The organism is Exiguobacterium sp. N5 (genome assembly GCF_025842465.1).
GTDB classification, from domain to species: Bacteria; Bacillota; Bacilli; order Exiguobacteriales; family Exiguobacteriaceae; genus Exiguobacterium; species Exiguobacterium profundum.
Genome location: NZ_JAPAEP010000001.1, coordinates 1,502,987 through 1,519,648 on the forward strand (window position 1 = coordinate 1,502,987; position 16,662 = coordinate 1,519,648).

Below are 16,662 nucleotides of genomic sequence, written 5' to 3' on the forward strand. Positions count from 1 at the left end.
CGATTTGAGTTCTCCATTATTCTGAAAATCGCGTCATCATCCAGTGCTCTACTTCATCGAGTGAGTCCAAACCTTGTAAGGACGGGTAAGCATCCCGCTCGAACAACAATCCGTTCGGCGTATCTAAAAACAGATAGCGTTCCCCATCCGGAAAACCGTAATCGGCAATGTCTTTCAATCGAAGTGTCGCTTCATTTTGTTCCCAGACAAACTCGTCATCGTATGGAATCGGCATGAAAATCCCTTCCATGCCTTGTTTCACGTGCGAGATAACGGACGCATCTGTTGTCTGTCCGGTTTCCTTGATGGCATCAGCACGAACAATCAAATCTTGCCCGACTCGCACATCCCCACGATACACGTTGGATACCTGTATCTTGATAAGAGACTGATATTCTGTCTCTCCGTTGAAGTCAATCTCGATATGCCAAATATCCGTGACCGTTCCTCTGACCACGACCGGATCCCATTTTGAGAATAGTTCATCCTCTGTCATCTCCATCATATTTTCCTCGGAAATATCTGGTTTTACTTTTGATTGATCGACAATGTGAACGGAAGTCGCAGTAGAATCCGTGGATAGCGGGATTTGTTCGTTCCAGACATTCGATGTGAAGAGCATGAATCCCGCAGCGACAGCGATGAGGAGTCCTGCTCCCCATTTCAGTTGTTGATAAGGTTTTCGCTCTATCATCATCGATTCCTCTATATACCGGTCATCGACTTCCCCGAGTAGTCGAAGGATCTGCTCACTTTTCATACGCGAACTCCTTCTGCTTCAAGCGCTCGCTGTAACGCATCCCGCGTGCGCTTCAAGGTCATTTTGACATGGCTCTCACCGAGCTGATGTGTCGTTGCAATTTCTTGAATCGAGTGTAAATAGAAATAACGTTGCATGAACATCACCCTTGTCAGTCGAGGTAGGTCTGCTAGAAATTCATTCAACACGTCGACGAGGTCTTCGTCTTTCATCGATTCCGTAAGGACATGTTCTAGTTCTTCATAGACGAGCGGTACTTCCCCACCGCCACGTTTTTTTGCATGATTCTTCTTATAACGCTGTAGTGCGAGATTTCGCACGATCTTCGTCAAATACGCACCGAGTCGAAGCGGACGTGTCGGCGGGATCGACTCCCACGCTTTCATATATAAATCGTTCAAACACTCCTCTGTGTCTTCGCGATTCTGTAGAATATTATAAGAAACACGATGACAATAGCTTCCGTATTTCTTCTTCGTCGCGACAATCGCATACTCCGATCGTTCCCAGTACCAATCGATGATGACCTGGTCATCCATCCAGTTACCCCCTTCGTAATAACCCCTCTATAACTATAGATCCCAATCTCATATCATCCGTCACAATCTATCAAAAAAACCTCGTCATCGAGACGAGGAATGTTATCCTGATTCATCATTGCTTCCAAATCGATACGACAAGCCCGCCAATGTAGCCAATCATCGCCCCGCTCGCAATCCCATATGTCAATTGAATATGAAAGAAGAACGAGAGGATTACACCGAGTGTCGTCCCCGCAATCAACCCAAAACAAATGATACAATCTTTCCATTCTGGTGAATCCATCTTGCTCCTCCTAACCTATGCGCTCAATCTGACGACTTCATCTCTCCAATCGCTTTGAGACCTTTTAGTGTCCTAACTTTCCGAGTATGATGTTGGACCGCATAAGCCAACATCGCGACGACAGCTATGTTCAATAGGATGGTCCACTGCGCATATGGATTGGAAAGATTCGCTATCACCACAACAAAATTGGCGAGTCCCACTGCTCCATACAGTTGGATGATTCGTTTCTCCCGCTGAATCATCGAATCAAAATCCGAATACAATTGGAACGGTCCGTCACTCGTTCGTTTTCGTAAAAAGATCCACCGATACGACGTATCGACCACTTCGACTCCAACTTCATCTAAGAATTCCATATACGCCTTCGACTCGGGGTGAGAAGGTAAGTTGGACAACAATTCGATTCGATACGTGAACGTCCCAGGTTCAACTTGTTTGAACACATATCGCATCAAACGAAAGGATTCGAGCGCCCAACCGGTTTGAGCCATCTCATTGAGCCACTTCTCTTCCTTCTCATAATCAACAAAGATGCGATAGACCGTTTTCGTCTTCATGTATCCAACTCCTTCGTCCATTCATGTCCGTGCTGCACCAGTTCTTCTAGTCGCCTTAATTCCGACCGAAGTGCCTCTCGACCAGTTGCCGTGATTTCATACTCTTTCTTCCGCCCCGTACCTTCGAGCGCCCGAATCCAACCTCGCTCTACTAGACTACTGAGGGCGCCGTATAACGTACCTGGCGCGAGTTGGACCCGCCCATTACTCAATTCTTGAACGAATTGCATCATCCCATACCCATGCCTCGGGACTTGCAGAGATAATAATATATAATAAACCGCCTCGGTTAATGCGCCTGTACTTGACTGTTGTGTCACGTATCCCGCTCCTTTGTATCGTTCTTCGTTATATCGTCATCCGATATATCAAAAATATCCTATTTTTGGTTAATTGACAAGAGCTGTGACAAAATATTTTTATTTTGGTCGTTCTTCGTATCGTTTTGGCAATCGTGTTTTGTTTGTCATGACATCATAAAAAAGGGACTCAGCATGTACTGAGCCCCTTGTTGTGTACTTCATGGTTTATTATGAATTTTTCAATAATCTACTTAATCATTTTCTTGTTTCAATCGGTCGATAATGTTATCTTTCTTTATTTTTGAAACGGAATATAGCATCGAGGCACCCACAATCATGAAAATCATGATGACGACAAACAGAATGCTATTCCACGGCAAGGTAAACGGAGCATCAAACGTATTGATTTGCGCTCGATAGATGAGGTACATGATGAGAAGACTGACGGGAATCCCATACGCAAGGGCTTTCACCCCATAAAAAATGCTTTCATAGTACACCATCTTATTGAATCCTTTCGGTGTCATCCCAACTGAACGAAGCATCGCAAACTCACGACGACGAAGTGAGACGCTCGTTGAAATCGTATTAAAAATGTTCGCAATCGAAATTAGCGAAATTAGCACGATAAACCCATACACAAATATTGATAAAAGCAACAACATCTGTTCTTGTTGTTCCCGTTGTTCCGATACGTTAAAGACATACAAATCCAAATTCTGTTCCGCTTCAATCACTTGTTGTGTGTCCTCGGGGTCATCTGTATTCAACGCGATTGACGGACTCGATTGTTTCATCAAATCCCCGATTGCGTCTTCTTCAAACGTCCCTTCTCGTACTATCACATCTAGCCATCCAAGAGAACCTGTCATCACACCGGTCGGGGCGATATCTGTCATTGCGCCAACTTGAATCGTTTTAAGCGGTGCCGCGTCGCCCGTTGCATTCTCGTCCCTCAATTCAAACGTATCACCGATTTCTGTTTCGACCGTCTCTGAAGTGATGAATTTTTTCTGATCCATGTCTTGATACGAGATCTCATCAATCAAGACGGCTCCTGGTACGTCCCCGTCTTCAAAACGACTGACAGGCGCTCCGATTTGTTTCAAGTACGCATTGAAACTTTCATCATCTAATTGATAGAGGGATACGTAGTACATAAATTTTCCGTCAACGATCGTTGATGCCAAATTCTCGTTCTTGGTAATCGCACTCGGTAATTGAGATTTGCTGACCATCGTTTGGACCGTTGCATTTTCAAAATATGTTCCGTTCGTCACATGATCTAACGATTCATAACGTCGTAAATCATTTTGATCAAGCGTTGAACCATTCACAAGAATATCGAAATCATAGTCTGCTTGAGACATGTCAAGGGACTGTTCGAGACGATCAGTGAAGTAACTGACCACTAAAAACAGGACGATACTGATGACGAGCGAGAAGACGGTAACCAGATACCGTTTACGGTTGCGCTTCGTATTCTTCAACCCAATCTCTGCTTCTAAACCGAAAAGACGACGAACTAGTTTTGACGTCTTCACTTGTTTTGACGTCAATCGTACATCTTGCGTTTGACGAATGGCGTCAATCGCAGAAATCTTTGAGGCTCGACGCGCCGGAAGATAGCAGGAAATGAAAATGGTTACGCTCGAAATGAAGAGAGTTAATAGTAAAGTAATCGGTGTGACGACAACTTCAAACTTCTCCGTCACGTTTAACGCTTTTTCGGCAAATGCATTGATGAATAGGAATGTGAACGCAATACCCGTAATTCCCGCCAGGATACCGAGTGGAATGCTAATTCCCCCAATAACCATCCCTTCAAAATAGACCGAGTTCCGCTTTTGTCGCTTCGTAGCCCCGACACTTGCCAACATTCCGAGGTAACGAGAACGCTCCGACACACTGATGGCGAATGCGTTATAGATTAGAGAAATCGAACCGATCACAATGACCGCCATGATGATTCCACCAAATCCATATAGCGTTTTACGCAAGCCATCGTCATTTGTCACTCCATAATAACGAAGCAACGAGGAATTGTAGGCGACACGTTCTATGTTCTGTTCGGTCATCAACTGTTTCGCTTCCGAATAAATCGAGTTGTCTACATCGTTCAAGGCGACGAACGTATCGACTCTTGCTCCATTCAATTCTTGATCATCGATGAATCCGACGACTGTATACCCTGGCGACCAAGTCGGTTCCCAGTCAGGTCGAGCAATCGTTCCAACAACCGTCAATGTCACCGTATCCTCAACGTTTAATTGTTCGAGAATCGTCTCATCTTCTCGGATCAAACCATCATTTTGTGTCAACACGTGACCTGATGACGGATCAATCCGCTCTCCAATCTCAAGTGTCAATTCATCACCGATGTTATAGGTGACGAGGGCATTTTGGCGAATCCCTTCTGAAATGACGACTTCGCCTTCTTTTTCCGGTAGACGCCCCTCAGTCAAGTCAATTGGAAAACTCTTCAATCCGGATGTGTTATAGTTTCGAACATATAAGTATGGTTTGTAAGCATTTTGTGACTCTTCTAGTTGAGCATAACCATCATTTGAAAGGATGACAGCCTTCGTGTTCGCATCATCCCGAATAGCTTCGACTTGCTTTTCGTTTGTATCTAGATACTGAACATGCCATTCTCCGTTATCTGCGATGTCTTGACGAATCATCAAATCCAAAAAAGAAGATCCGAGCGTTGTGACAGCTGTAATCATCGATACAGAGATGATGACTCCGATGATTGTAACAAGCGAGCGTCGTTTGTTCTCGCGCAAATGCCGAAGTGTCATTTTATTGATGATGTTCATGCGCGGACGACCTCATTCTTCGCAATCTTGCCATCTTCAATCGAAATGATACGATCCGCCTGTAAGGCAATCCGCTCGTCATGGGTAATGATGATGAGCGTTTGATTGAATTTCTTATTGAACAGTTTTAACAGGCTCATGATTTCTTCACTATTTTGACTATCCAAGTTTCCTGTCGGCTCGTCGGCTAAGATAATAGCTGGATTACTAATCAGTGCCCGACCGATGGAAACGCGCTGCTGTTGCCCTCCCGATAATTGATTTGGTAAATGGGTCAATCGGTTTGACAAGCCCAAGATGCCGATGATGCGTTCCAAGTGAGCGATATCCACTTTTTGTTCATCTAATAGCATCGGTAACGTGATGTTCTCTTCGACCGTTAAAATCGGAATCAAGTTATAAAACTGATAAATCAAACCGATTTGTCGACGACGGAAAATGGCAAGCTGCGTCTCGTCCAATGCATAAATGTCTGTTTGATCAATCAACACCTGTCCACTCGTCGGCACATCGACACCACCAAGTAAATGCAACAATGTCGATTTCCCCGAACCCGAAGGCCCGACGATACAGACAAATTCACCTTTCTTCACCGTGAACGAGACGTCATCGAGCGCTCTGACCTCCATCTCGTCCTTGCCGTATACTTTCGATAAGTTTTGCACTTCTAATATGTTCATGTTTGCACCCTCCAGTACTTGATCTACTTCGAGTGTACCGAGTGAGTGTGACTCGTCTGTGACTCGAAAGTGACGATTTCGTCACTTAGCGGTCAGACAACTGCTTTATAGAAGCGAATATGAAAATCCGTTCCGACCCCAGGTTCGCTTCGAACAGTCAACTCACCTTCCTGGCTCATAATGATACTGTGTGCCATGGCAAGCCCAATCCCGACACTTTCTTCGCTCGCATTCATACCTTTATAAAACCGTTGGAAAATGTACGGGAGGTCTTGTTTTGCGACGCCAATCCCCGTGTCACGAATCACAATTTCTGTATACAGCGTATTTTCACTAAACTCGATGAATACGTCGCCCTGTTCCGGCGTATGCTCCACGCAATTTTTTAAGATGTTGATGAGTGCCTCTGTCGTCCACTTCAAATCACCCTCGAATGTAACATCTTTTTCGCCTTGAACATGGAGTCGTTGCATTTTAATATCAATCGGTACGAGCATCGGTTCCGCTACGGCTTCAATGAGCGCAGGGACAGATACCAATTCGCGCTTGAAATGTATTGTCCCGGCATCAATTTTTGATAGTTTGAGAAGAGAAGACAAGAGCCACTCCATTCGTTCAAGTTGTACTTGTACGTTATGGGTGAATTCTTGACGCTTTTCCTCGGATAGACGAGGGTCACTGAGGAGATCCGCCATGACGGTCATCGAGGTGAGCGGTGTCTTCAATTGATGGGAGATATCGGAGATCGCATCCGTTAACTTCTGTTTATCTTCTTCAAGATGCGCGCCTTGTTCAGATAGCATTTTCGTCACTTTGTAGAGTTGGCTCTTTAACAAACTGAGCTCCCCTTCGCGATTATCACGGACATCCAATGTATAGTTGCCATTACTGATTTCTTGAAGATATCCAGAGAGCTGCTCGATTTCTCGATAACGCCATGCCGTGAAACGATACGTAACGCCGAAAAGTATGATTGCTAATAGGACGACCAGAACGGCCGTCTCTATGGACATGAATAAGACGGCAATACCTACAGCTATTCCAATAAAAAATAGACAAGTGAACAAGTATATTCTTATTTCTTGGTTTCGCAACATATTAACGCTCCACCTTGTATCCGATTCCACGCACCGTCGTAATAAGCATCGGATGTTGTGGATCATCCTCTAGTTTCTCGCGGAGTCGCTTAATATAAACGGTCAACGTATTATCGTTCACGAATTCCCCACCCACATCCCAAATCTGATCGAGTAGCTGGGTCCGTGACAACACTTGCCCTTTATGCCTCCCAAAGATGAGCAACAAACGATACTCGAGCGCTGTCAACAAAATTTCGTCCCCATTCTTTTTTACTTTTGCATCTTGCGTATTGATTTCAACTGGACCAATCGTCAACAGAGGCGAGCGTACGTTTTTATTGTATCGACGAAGTACCGAGTGAATTCGTGAAACGAGTTCTCGGACACGGAACGGTTTCGTGATGTAGTCGTCCGCTCCCATATCGAGTCCCATCACCACATTCACTTCATCATCGAATGCCGTCAGAAAGATGACAGGGATGTCTTGTTGTTGCTTCACGAGCCGACATAAGTCATATCCACTCCCATCTGGCAGTGACAAATCAAAGAGGCATAAATCAATTGTATGTAACTGTTGTTCAATCATAAGCGTCGCGTCAGCCACGTTTTGGCATAACGTTGTTCTAAATTGTTCTTGTTCGAGTGAATATTGGAGACCGGAGGCGATCGTCCGGTCGTCTTCTACGATTAGAATATGCATGGTATTCCCTCCTGACTCTTCTCCCCATAATATAGCAGTCTTTATTCAAGTGAGGTGAGAAATCAAAAATCCCTAACGAGAAATCTCGTCAGGGAGGACAATACGTTATTTGCATGCGGATGAGGATGTTGTAACTCGAAGGCACTCCGGTCGTACGAATCCGACTTCGCCTAAGAATCGTAATGCATCTATCGTCAACTCGTCGAGCTTGATGGATTGAACTTTCGGCTTGGTCTGTTCATCGACCCACACTTTCCAAATCTCGATTTCCTCCGCCGTCTTCAAATGGTCGGTTATATATTCGACGAGCTGTTCTGCTCTCGCATCGGAATAACGCCAACGCAACTCTACTACGTGCGGTTTTGAAGAATACGCCTCGACGTTCTCCATCGCATAATAGAGACTATGTTTAATCTCAATCTCGTCAAGTTGCTCTTCCGACTCGACGTTCATCAAAATCTTTTCATCACGGTCGAGGTCCTCGACGTCTGTCAGAATGTCAGGCAACACGATGCCTTTTTGGATGGCCTCGTTGATAGATAAGAACTCGACATATGGATTTTCGACTTCTTTTAGTGGGTGATCGCTCACAATAAATTGGAATTCACTCATGTGAAAGCCCCCTCTTGTTTTAGTAATGGGTCGCTATCGTTTCATCGCACGAATGGATATGAAAAGACCAATCACATATCCGATGATTGAACCGATGACAATACCATATATAAACGGAAAATCAACTAATGAAGAGATGACGATTCCGCTAACCGTGCCAAATACAAGTCCAAGCCCGACTACTGATTCGCGCCATTCGCCCCTCCTCTTCTTTCCACTCATTACATACGAATCGACCATATGAAACGTTTCATCGTCATCTACTATTTTTCATATAAAAAAGGGACCCAGTATTCACTGACCCCCTTCAAAAAACTATTCGACTGTCGAGACCGCCTCAGCGAGTGCTGCCTCTTCTTCATGATATTTCTCGACAAAGGCATCGAGTAACGCTCGTACCTCATCCGTCGATTTCGTTTCCATCAAGTTATGACGGAGCTCGCTCGCCCCACGGAATCCTTTGACATAAATCTTGAAGAAACGGTGCAAGTTCGAAATCGAACGCGGCACGTCTTCTTGGAATTTATCCTGAAGGTCCAGTTGCAGACGCAATAGATCAAGGTGTTCTTCCATCGAGTGTTCGCGAGGCTCTTTCTCGAACGCGAACGGGTTCTTGAAAATCCCGCGACCGATCATGACACCATCGACCCCGTATTTCTCAACGAGCTCGAGTCCCATTTGACGGTCGAGGATGTCCCCGTTGATGGTGATGAGCGTATCCGGGGCGATCTCGTCCCGCAACTTCACGATGTCCGGGATCATTTCCCAGTGCGCGTCGACTTTACTCATCTCATTGCGCGTGCGCAAGTGAATCGACAAGTTGGCGATGTCTTGTTTCAAGAGATGCGTCAACCAGTCACGCCACTCATCGAGCTTCGCGTAGCCGAGTCGCGTTTTGACGCTGACAGGGAGACCACCGGCTTTTGCTGCTTGAATGAGCTCAGCCGCAACTTCCGGACGGAGAATAAGACCGCTCCCCTTCCCACGTTTCGCCACGTTCGGGACCGGGCAACCCATATTGATATCGAGTCCTTTATAGCCCATCTCGGCCATCCCGATACTCATTTGACGGAAATATTCCGGATTGTCTCCCCAGATGTGGGCGACCATCGGCTGTTCGTCCTCAGTGAACGTCAAACGACCACGGAGGCTACCTTTTCCTTCCGGATGGCAATAGCTGTCCGAGTTCGCGAATTCTGTGAAGAAGACGTCCGGGCGTCCCGCGTGGGCGACGACATGACGGAAGACGACATCGGTCACATCTTCCATCGGGGCAAGTATAAAGAACGGACGCGGAAGGTCGCGCCAAAAGTTTTCTTTCATCGTAAAATCAGTTCCTTTCATCCATACAGTCCAACAAAATCACTCATCTATTCTATTATGTCCGTCGGATTGTATCAACTGACATTACTCATGATCCGTTTCTTTCGAGCGAATGAGTTGAAAAAAGTGCGGGAATCCTTCGGTCAATAAATAATGAAGCACACGATTCGTGTATTCCGGTTCAATCGTTCCCGTGCGAAGTAGCGTCTGGAGCACCATCCCGTCAATCCCGGCCATCGTCCATGTGGCGACCGCCTGAGTCATCGGCCCTTGCTCGACTCCGTAAGCCCGTACAAAGATCGCCTCAATCCGTGTAATCCAGTCTTGATATTTCTCTCTGAACTTTTGTTCGATGTCCTCATTGCCAATCATCGCTTCGTGGGCGAGATAAAATTGAAGTCGGCTCTCCGCATCTTTTTGAAGGCGCTCCTGCATACCTTCATAGATTTCCTGAATAATCACCGCCGCTTCCTTTCGATCGTCATGGGAGACGGTCTCAATGCGTTTTACCTCACCGAGCCCCTCGTCCATCACGTCATATAGAATCGCCTCTTTGGACGTGTAGTAATGATAAATCGCACCCGTACTGAATCCGGCCCGCTCCGCAATCCCTCGGAGCGTCGTGCCTTTGATGCCCTGTTCGACGATGATTTCACGCGCAGCTTGTAAGATTTTCAACTTTCCTTCGTTCATCATCATCTCGCACCCTCCTCTGTTTTCAACGCTCATTATACCATAATGATGTGGCAAACTTTCGACACTTCCATGTGAGCTCCCACCCCCTATTGACAGCGCTTACAATAGTTTGTTACACTTTTCACATAAACATAACGAACGTTCGGTATGTTTAGTCACTGCATTTATTTCTGTTTATCTCATTTTCGAAAGGAGTGTCATGTTATGTTTTTCTTCGAATCAATGCCTTGGTATAACGTCGTCATGTGGTTCGTCGTCCTTGGACTGCTGATGGGGTTTAACGAGTTCGTCCGTTCTGGTAAACGGGCGAGCCAACTTATGTTCATGGCGTTACCGATCGCACTGACTCCAATCTGGTTGTTTGTCGTCGATTCGGAAATCACGTCGTGGTTCCATTGGGTGAAGGTGTATTCGGCACTCGCCGGCGCGCTCATCTACATGGTCATCCGCTTCACGAACTACCATAAGAAACATCCTTGGTATTTAGTACTCGTCCCGGCCATTCTTGCCATCAATATCATGGAGGCCGTTATACGGGAGTTTCAAGTCGGCTTCATGGGATTTGATGGGGTCGTCGACGGTATGAATTACATCTCCGGTGGGTGGAACTACGTCAACGCCTTCGCCGGAATTTTGAACATCCTCACCATTTGTGGCTGGTTCGGTATCTTTGCGACGTCCGGTAAGCGAGTCGATATGATTTGGCCGGACCAGACGAAATTGTGGATCATCGCATATGGAATCTGGAACATCTCCTACGTCTATTCGTGTGCACCAGGTAACGCATTTTATTCCGGATTTGCGTTAAACATTGCCGCGACCATCCCTGCCCTCCTTTGGGCGAAAGGAACATGGATGCAGAACCGTGCCCAAACGCTCTCGATTTGGATGATGTGGGTCATGACCTTCCCTTACTTCTTTGCGGTCGGCAGTACGTTCAACGTGAGCGTCTCGTATAATCCGGCAGCGAACTGGACGCTCGCACTCATCAGTCTTGCCCTCAACGTCGTGCTCGCCGTCATGCAGGTATCACGTATTATGAAACGACGTCTCAACCCGTTGAAAGACGAGCTGTGGACCGATACTGAAGAATACAAACGAGTCGATGCGTTACGAGAAACAGAATCACCTAATCCTAAGACAGCATGAAAAAGACGAGCCGCGGCTCGTCTTTTGAGTTCCTAGAAATCAAGATGTTGTACGCTCAGAGTAGTCGCCTTTCCTCCAACCGTGACGTGTGAGATTTCTTCTCCTGCTACAGTTAGTTCTACCAAAATTTCTGACGGAAGTTTCATTCCATATCCTTGCTCCATGACAAGCGTAGACGACTTCTTCAAAACAAGAGATTGCTCGAACAGATAACAAGCCAGCGCACCGTTCGACGTTCCAGTGGCAGATTCTTCATCGATTCCATATAGTGGCGCAAAATTTCGTGTATGGGCGATGCCATCCTCCATCGTTTCAAGAGTGAAAAGATGGTACCCAACCACGTCAGATTGTCGACTGATTTCCTTCACTTTTTCGAAGTCCGGTTGAATAGACAATAGTTCAGTAAGCGATTTGATAGGAATCAGGATATCCCGGAGTCCAGTGAAACCGATCAGAATCGGAAAACGATCATCTAATACCTCAAGCGGAACCTTAAGTGAATCAGCAATTTCTTGATGATTTGTCACGGGTAAAAATTCTGGGAGTCGCTGCTGCATCATAATAGTCAAATCGTTTCGGATCTCGACCTCTAACACACCAGCTCTCGTCTCTTGTGTAAATCGTCCACTCCCAAGTAGACCTTGTTCTTTCAATACATGAAACGTTGCAATCGTTGCATGACCACAGAGGTCGACTTCCTCTTCAGGTGTGAAAAAACGGACGCGGACATCCGCATGATGCGATTGACTCACGAAGGCAGTCTCACTGTAACCGACCTTCTTCGCAATCTGTTTCATTTCTAATTCGGTTAAGGCATCTGCATGTAATACGACCCCAGCCGCATTCCCTCCTTCTCCATCTTTTGAAAAAGCATGGACAACATATACATCAATCGATAACATGTTTCAATCTCCTTTAGTCAATCTATAGGATTCTGCAAACTCAACTATACGTTATAATTGCAAGACGACATGATGAAAAATGGGGGGACTTTGATGATTATATGGATTAACGGTGCATTCGGCTCGGGCAAGACAACCTGTGCCAAGCTACTTGAGAAACAGTTGCCGAACGCGTTTCTCTATGACCCGGAACAAGTCGGCTTTTTCATTCGGAACCAATTGCCAAAAAGCCTTCAACAGCCCGATTTTCAGCACCATCCGGAATGGCGGGAGTTCAACTATCGGATGTTGTCGAAGATTGCCACGTCCTTCGATGGGGTCATCCTCGTTCCCATGACATTGGTGGACGCAATGTATGTAGACGAAATCATCGGTCGGCTTCAGCGGGACGGGATCGACGTACGTCATTTGATCCTCGAAGCGCATCGACAAACGCTCGTGAAACGATTGAATAAACGTTTCGAATGGTTCAACTCTTGGGGGAAAGCGCAGATTGTTCGCTGCCAGTCCGCATTTCAATCTGAAATCCATGCAGAAAAAATTGTAACAGATCACCTATCAAAACAAGATGTTGCGCGAGCGGTCGCCGATCATGTCGGTCTCACACTTGCCTCAAAATGATTCAGATTCATACATCGCTTCGGACGGCTCGTCTTCCCATCGGATGACGAGCTCACTTGAATGGGATAGACTCAGCTCCACCGCCTCACACATCATATCGGTCAACCACATGCAGCGGAACAATAGTTGCCGATATCCGTACAGTTCATCGATGATTTCGAAGCGCCCCATTTTAACAAACTGACCCAATTGTTCGATCGGACATACCGAATAAGACGATTCACCGAAGCGGACGAGCGACGAAGAATCCCGGTCTACGTTCGAGATTGTCACGACGGCACGTCCCGTCCATACCGCTTCTTTCTTGAACAAGTCACGGATGCCATCCGCAAAAACGAGACGGATTGTCGAACCCATAAAAGTCGCTTCCGTGATGACCGCGTCATGCAGGGAAAGCGGGACGTTACGAGTTCGAATCGTATATTGCTTCATTCAATCCCTCCTTTTTTGAAACACATAATTCTCAACTGACTTCGTATACATTGGACCTTTCATCGTCTTCTTCACTTCGGCTACATCGACGTCTTTCCCTTTCGGCAATCGGAAATAATCGTCGAGCCCTGTCTGAATGAGTTCATTTGTACTTCCCATGACCCCAATCAGCTCGAACGTTTTATCGAATTGCGCCAACGTCGCATCTCCATGGCTATCGTTACAGAGCAAGATGCCACGCGGCTTCAAATATTGTTTCGTCGCCTGACCGACAAACCCCGCATATTGCGAGATGATCAAGTCAACGGGTTCGATGTCGAGCGGCTGCGTATAGTCCTGACCAAAAAATTCAATCGTACACGGCTCATCATATTCCTTTCGTTGATCCATCAGCTCCTGTACCGTTTCAATTTGCTTGAAGAAACGAATCGTCCCTTTGAAACTGTCGACATAGATGACATGAGGGATGACGAGGGAAGGGGCGACGTCGACGTGACTCCCTGGATAGAGCGCCTGCTTTACGTCAAAAGTATCAGCAATCGTTTCATACACTTGTTTTCGGTCCCTGATTTTTTGTGCATACGTCTCATACATTTTTGTCACTTGTTCAAGATTCATCGATATCCCCCTAGTATAAATATCCAAGCAAATCGAGTGTTCCGTCGCTCCATCGTTTGTCTCCCACCTGACGAATCATCAATTCTTCAAACGACGCCTCCCCGATCCCTCGTATCGTCTGATTCTCGTCATTGATTTGAAGCCACGTGCATGTGTTAGATACCGTGTGAAACCCGATGCGTTCGTAGAGGTCTGGTCGGTCTGCGAATAACAGAAGAAAATCGATGGGGTACGTTTCCCCAAGAGCAATGACTTTTTCCATCAGTGCCCGTCCGACCCCACGTCCCCGAACTTCTTCCCGGACACACAGATCGATGATGCCGAGCACGTGAATCGATTCCCCGTTCATATTCATCACACGAAAGTCTAACCCGACTTGTCCAATGATCCGTTCGTCTTCATACGCGATGAGTCGGAAATGGGGTAATTGCTTGAAGTAGCGGCGATTCGGATAAATTGAGGGAAACGCATGTTGTAATAGCTCAGTTAGCTCCTTATCCATCGATTCTGATACGGTCATTTCGAGGTGTTGCTCGATTCTCATCTCTTCTCCCCTTCCGATTGAAGGCGTCCATACCGAACGACATGGACCCCGTTTGGCATCAGCTGTTGCTCAATCACGTCAAGTTGCAGTGGCAAGATGTTGCCGTCTGGGAAAAGTCGTTTGCCTGACCCGATGATGATGGGATACACGATCAGTCGAACTTCATCGATGAGATTGTTTGCGAGTAGCGTGTGCACGAGTTCCCCGCTTCCCCAGACGTGTAAATCGGGTCCCTCTTCTTGTTTGAGTCGTTTCAACGCTTCGACTGGCTCTGTCAGAAACGTCGTTGATTCCCATCGTGAGTCCGTTGACTGCCGCGTGACCACATACTTCATCGCCCGGTTGGCTTCCGGCCAAATGTCATCGTGATTCGGCCAATAACTCGCCCACTGATCATATGTCTTTCGACCGAGCAACAAATCAAACTCACTATGCATTTGCGTCCGAATCCAAATTCCAAGCTCTTGACTCGAAAACGGCTCCGTCCATCCCCCATGCATGAAATCCCCACTCAAATCTTCTTCTCTCCCACCTGGTGCTTGAATCACACCGTCTAACGACAGGTGTTCCAGAACAATGATTTTCCTCATCTCCGACTCTCCTTTCGACTGTTTGCAAAAAAAGCCCCCGATTGATTCAATCGAAGGCATGATACATTCATCTTATTCTACTTTCTCCAACCACGCCACCGTCTCCACATGCGCCGTATGCGGGAACATGTCGACCGGTGTCACTTCCATCAAGCGATAGCCACGGTCGGCGAGGTAACGCATATCACGCGCCTGTGTTGCGACGTTACAGGAGACGTATACGATTCGCTTCGGTCCCATCTCGACCATCGTCTCAAGGAACGATTCGGCACATCCTTTACGTGGTGGATCGACGACGATCACATCCGGGTTCACACCGTCTTTCTTCCACTCTGGAAGCACATCTTCCGCCGCACCACATGCGTACGTCACGTTATCGATCTCATTGACGAGCGCATTCTGTTTCGCGTCTTCAATCGCTTCCGGTACGACTTCGACACCGTACACATGCGCTGCTTTCCGAGCAAGGAACAGACTGATCGTCCCGATGCCGCAATAGGCATCGACGACTTGTTCCGTACCTGACAGTTGTGCGTACTCCAGCGCTTTCCCGTACAACTTCTCCGTTTGGACCGGGTTGACTTGGAAGAACGAGTGCGGAGAAATCGTGAATGTGAGTCCTGCGATTTTATCCTCAATCGTCTCATGACCATAGAGCAACTTGTTCGTCGCTCCGAGGATGACGTTCGTCTTGTCCGGGTTGACGTTTTGCATGATCGACGTCACGTCTGGGAGACGCTCGACGATATCGGCGACGATCTCATTCACGCCTTTTAATTTCGTCGTCTTCGTGATAAGGACGATCATGAGTTCACCCGAATGGTACCCGTAACGGGCCATGACGTGACGGATGACCCCACGTCCTGTCTTCTCGTCATACGCCGGCACACCGCGAGCATCCAACACATCACGGACGACTTGGATCGCCTGATCATTGCGCTCATCTTGAATCAAACATTCGCTCATCTCGACGATATCATGGGAACGAGGACGATAGAAGCCTGAAACGAGACGGTCTCCTTCTTGTTTGAACGGGACTTGCGCCTTGTTGCGGTAGCGCCAAGGTTCTGGCATCCCGATCGTGTCATGGACCGGCACGTCGAACTGACCAAGACGCTTGAGCGCATCGACGACACGTTCTCGTTTCTGGCGAAGTTGTCCTTCATAACTGAAGTGTTGCAGCTGACAGCCGCCACACTGATAAAAAATCGGGCACGGTGGCTCGACGCGGTCGGCGCTCGCTTCTTTCACGTTCAACAATCGGGCGAACCCATACTGCTTGTTCGTCTTCGTCACGACGATTTCGACCGTCTCACCCGGTAACGCGTTCGGGACGAACAACGTATAGCCGTCGACACGTGCCACACCCGCCCCTTCATGGGTCAAGTCGTGGACGTGGACGTCGAGACGATCATTCTTTTTCACTGGTAGCATACGAATGCTCCTT

21 protein-coding genes are annotated in these 16,662 nt (G+C 47.0%); 2 read left to right on the forward strand and 19 right to left on the reverse strand.

The genetic code is table 11. The features are described 5' to 3' along the window. Window positions 1–16: 16 nt before the first annotated feature. The 13 genes from OKS35_RS07865 to OKS35_RS07925 form a co-directional block, all read right to left on the reverse strand. Complete coding sequence (locus tag OKS35_RS07865; protein ID WP_264092804.1) at window positions 17–760, reverse strand: hypothetical protein; 744 nt, start codon at window positions 758–760, stop codon at window positions 17–19. Next, a complete protein-coding gene (locus OKS35_RS07870) occupies window positions 757–1,299 on the reverse strand; it encodes an RNA polymerase sigma factor (protein WP_078147384.1) in 543 nt (180 codons plus the stop codon). Before OKS35_RS07870 ends, OKS35_RS07865 begins: the two co-directional genes overlap by 4 nt. Before the next feature lie 115 nt (window positions 1,300–1,414). After that, window positions 1,415–1,585, reverse strand: coding sequence for a hypothetical protein (locus tag OKS35_RS07875; RefSeq protein ID WP_159562700.1), 171 nt, complete (start codon window positions 1,583–1,585; stop codon window positions 1,415–1,417). A gap of 23 nt (window positions 1,586–1,608) precedes the next feature. Further along, window positions 1,609–2,145 carry a DUF2812 domain-containing protein gene (locus tag OKS35_RS07880; RefSeq protein WP_214690603.1) on the reverse strand — a complete coding sequence of 179 codons (537 nt, stop codon included), beginning with the start codon at window positions 2,143–2,145 and terminating at the stop codon, window positions 1,609–1,611. Continuing rightward, complete coding sequence (locus tag OKS35_RS07885; protein ID WP_196431056.1) at window positions 2,142–2,465, reverse strand: PadR family transcriptional regulator; 324 nt, start codon at window positions 2,463–2,465, stop codon at window positions 2,142–2,144. The genes OKS35_RS07880 and OKS35_RS07885 overlap by 4 nt, the downstream gene beginning before the upstream one ends. Before the next feature lie 233 nt (window positions 2,466–2,698). Then, window positions 2,699–5,269 (reverse strand): ABC transporter permease, encoded by a 2,571-nt coding sequence (locus tag OKS35_RS07890; protein WP_264092807.1) that lies wholly within the window; start codon window positions 5,267–5,269, stop codon window positions 2,699–2,701. Next, on the reverse strand, window positions 5,266–5,949 hold the full coding sequence (locus tag OKS35_RS07895; RefSeq protein ID WP_074033830.1) for an ABC transporter ATP-binding protein: 684 nt from the start codon (window positions 5,947–5,949) through the stop codon (window positions 5,266–5,268). Before OKS35_RS07895 ends, OKS35_RS07890 begins: the two co-directional genes overlap by 4 nt. A 92-nt stretch (window positions 5,950–6,041) precedes the next feature. Beyond that, entirely contained in the window at window positions 6,042–7,046 is a 1,005-nt protein-coding gene (locus tag OKS35_RS07900; RefSeq protein WP_214690601.1) for a sensor histidine kinase, read from the reverse strand. Between the two features lies 1 nt (window position 7,047). Next, window positions 7,048–7,728: a response regulator transcription factor gene (locus OKS35_RS07905; protein WP_214690600.1), complete on the reverse strand. Its 681-nt coding sequence runs from the start codon at window positions 7,726–7,728 to the stop codon at window positions 7,048–7,050. Between the two features lie 105 nt (window positions 7,729–7,833). Beyond that, the gene (locus OKS35_RS07910; protein ID WP_214690599.1) at window positions 7,834–8,340 is read right to left on the reverse strand and encodes a hypothetical protein; all 507 of its coding nucleotides are present in this window, start codon (window positions 8,338–8,340) and stop codon (window positions 7,834–7,836) included. A gap of 33 nt (window positions 8,341–8,373) precedes the next feature. Continuing rightward, a complete protein-coding gene (locus OKS35_RS07915) occupies window positions 8,374–8,580 on the reverse strand; it encodes a hypothetical protein (protein WP_214690598.1) in 207 nt (68 codons plus the stop codon). 75 nt (window positions 8,581–8,655) lie between these two features. After that, complete coding sequence (locus OKS35_RS07920; RefSeq protein ID WP_374193976.1) at window positions 8,656–9,663, reverse strand: tRNA dihydrouridine synthase; 1,008 nt, start codon at window positions 9,661–9,663, stop codon at window positions 8,656–8,658. Between the two features lie 84 nt (window positions 9,664–9,747). Then, a complete protein-coding gene (locus tag OKS35_RS07925) occupies window positions 9,748–10,362 on the reverse strand; it encodes a TetR/AcrR family transcriptional regulator (RefSeq protein ID WP_214690597.1) in 615 nt (204 codons plus the stop codon). 201 nt (window positions 10,363–10,563) lie between these two features. Here OKS35_RS07925 and OKS35_RS07930 point away from each other — a divergent pair, with 201 nt between their 5' ends. Next, window positions 10,564–11,508, forward strand: coding sequence for a DUF5692 family protein (locus OKS35_RS07930; protein WP_074036132.1), 945 nt, complete (start codon window positions 10,564–10,566; stop codon window positions 11,506–11,508). A 32-nt stretch (window positions 11,509–11,540) separates the two neighbouring features. Here OKS35_RS07930 and OKS35_RS07935 read toward each other — a convergent pair whose 3' ends face one another. Then, window positions 11,541–12,410, reverse strand: a complete 870-nt coding sequence (locus OKS35_RS07935) for a PhzF family phenazine biosynthesis protein (RefSeq protein WP_214690596.1) — start codon at window positions 12,408–12,410, stop codon at window positions 11,541–11,543. A 93-nt stretch (window positions 12,411–12,503) separates the two neighbouring features. Here OKS35_RS07935 and OKS35_RS07940 point away from each other — a divergent pair, with 93 nt between their 5' ends. Next, window positions 12,504–13,031: an AAA family ATPase gene (locus OKS35_RS07940; RefSeq protein WP_214690595.1), complete on the forward strand. Its 528-nt coding sequence runs from the start codon at window positions 12,504–12,506 to the stop codon at window positions 13,029–13,031. Here the strand turns inward: OKS35_RS07940 and OKS35_RS07945 are convergent. The 5 genes from OKS35_RS07945 to rlmD form a co-directional block, all read right to left on the reverse strand. Further along, window positions 13,023–13,463, reverse strand: a complete 441-nt coding sequence (locus OKS35_RS07945; protein WP_214690594.1) for a hypothetical protein — start codon at window positions 13,461–13,463, stop codon at window positions 13,023–13,025. The genes OKS35_RS07940 and OKS35_RS07945 overlap by 9 nt on opposite strands. Next, window positions 13,464–14,081, reverse strand: a complete 618-nt coding sequence (locus OKS35_RS07950) for a hypothetical protein (RefSeq protein WP_264092808.1) — start codon at window positions 14,079–14,081, stop codon at window positions 13,464–13,466. A gap of 10 nt (window positions 14,082–14,091) precedes the next feature. Continuing rightward, window positions 14,092–14,625, reverse strand: a complete 534-nt coding sequence (locus OKS35_RS07955; RefSeq protein ID WP_214690592.1) for a GNAT family N-acetyltransferase — start codon at window positions 14,623–14,625, stop codon at window positions 14,092–14,094. Beyond that, the gene (locus tag OKS35_RS07960; protein ID WP_214690591.1) at window positions 14,622–15,215 is read right to left on the reverse strand and encodes a dihydrofolate reductase family protein; all 594 of its coding nucleotides are present in this window, start codon (window positions 15,213–15,215) and stop codon (window positions 14,622–14,624) included. The genes OKS35_RS07955 and OKS35_RS07960 overlap by 4 nt, the downstream gene beginning before the upstream one ends. Before the next feature lie 72 nt (window positions 15,216–15,287). Further along, complete coding sequence (rlmD, locus tag OKS35_RS07965) at window positions 15,288–16,649, reverse strand: 23S rRNA (uracil(1939)-C(5))-methyltransferase RlmD (RefSeq protein WP_214690590.1); 1,362 nt, start codon at window positions 16,647–16,649, stop codon at window positions 15,288–15,290. Window positions 16,650–16,662: the final 13 nt, after the last annotated feature.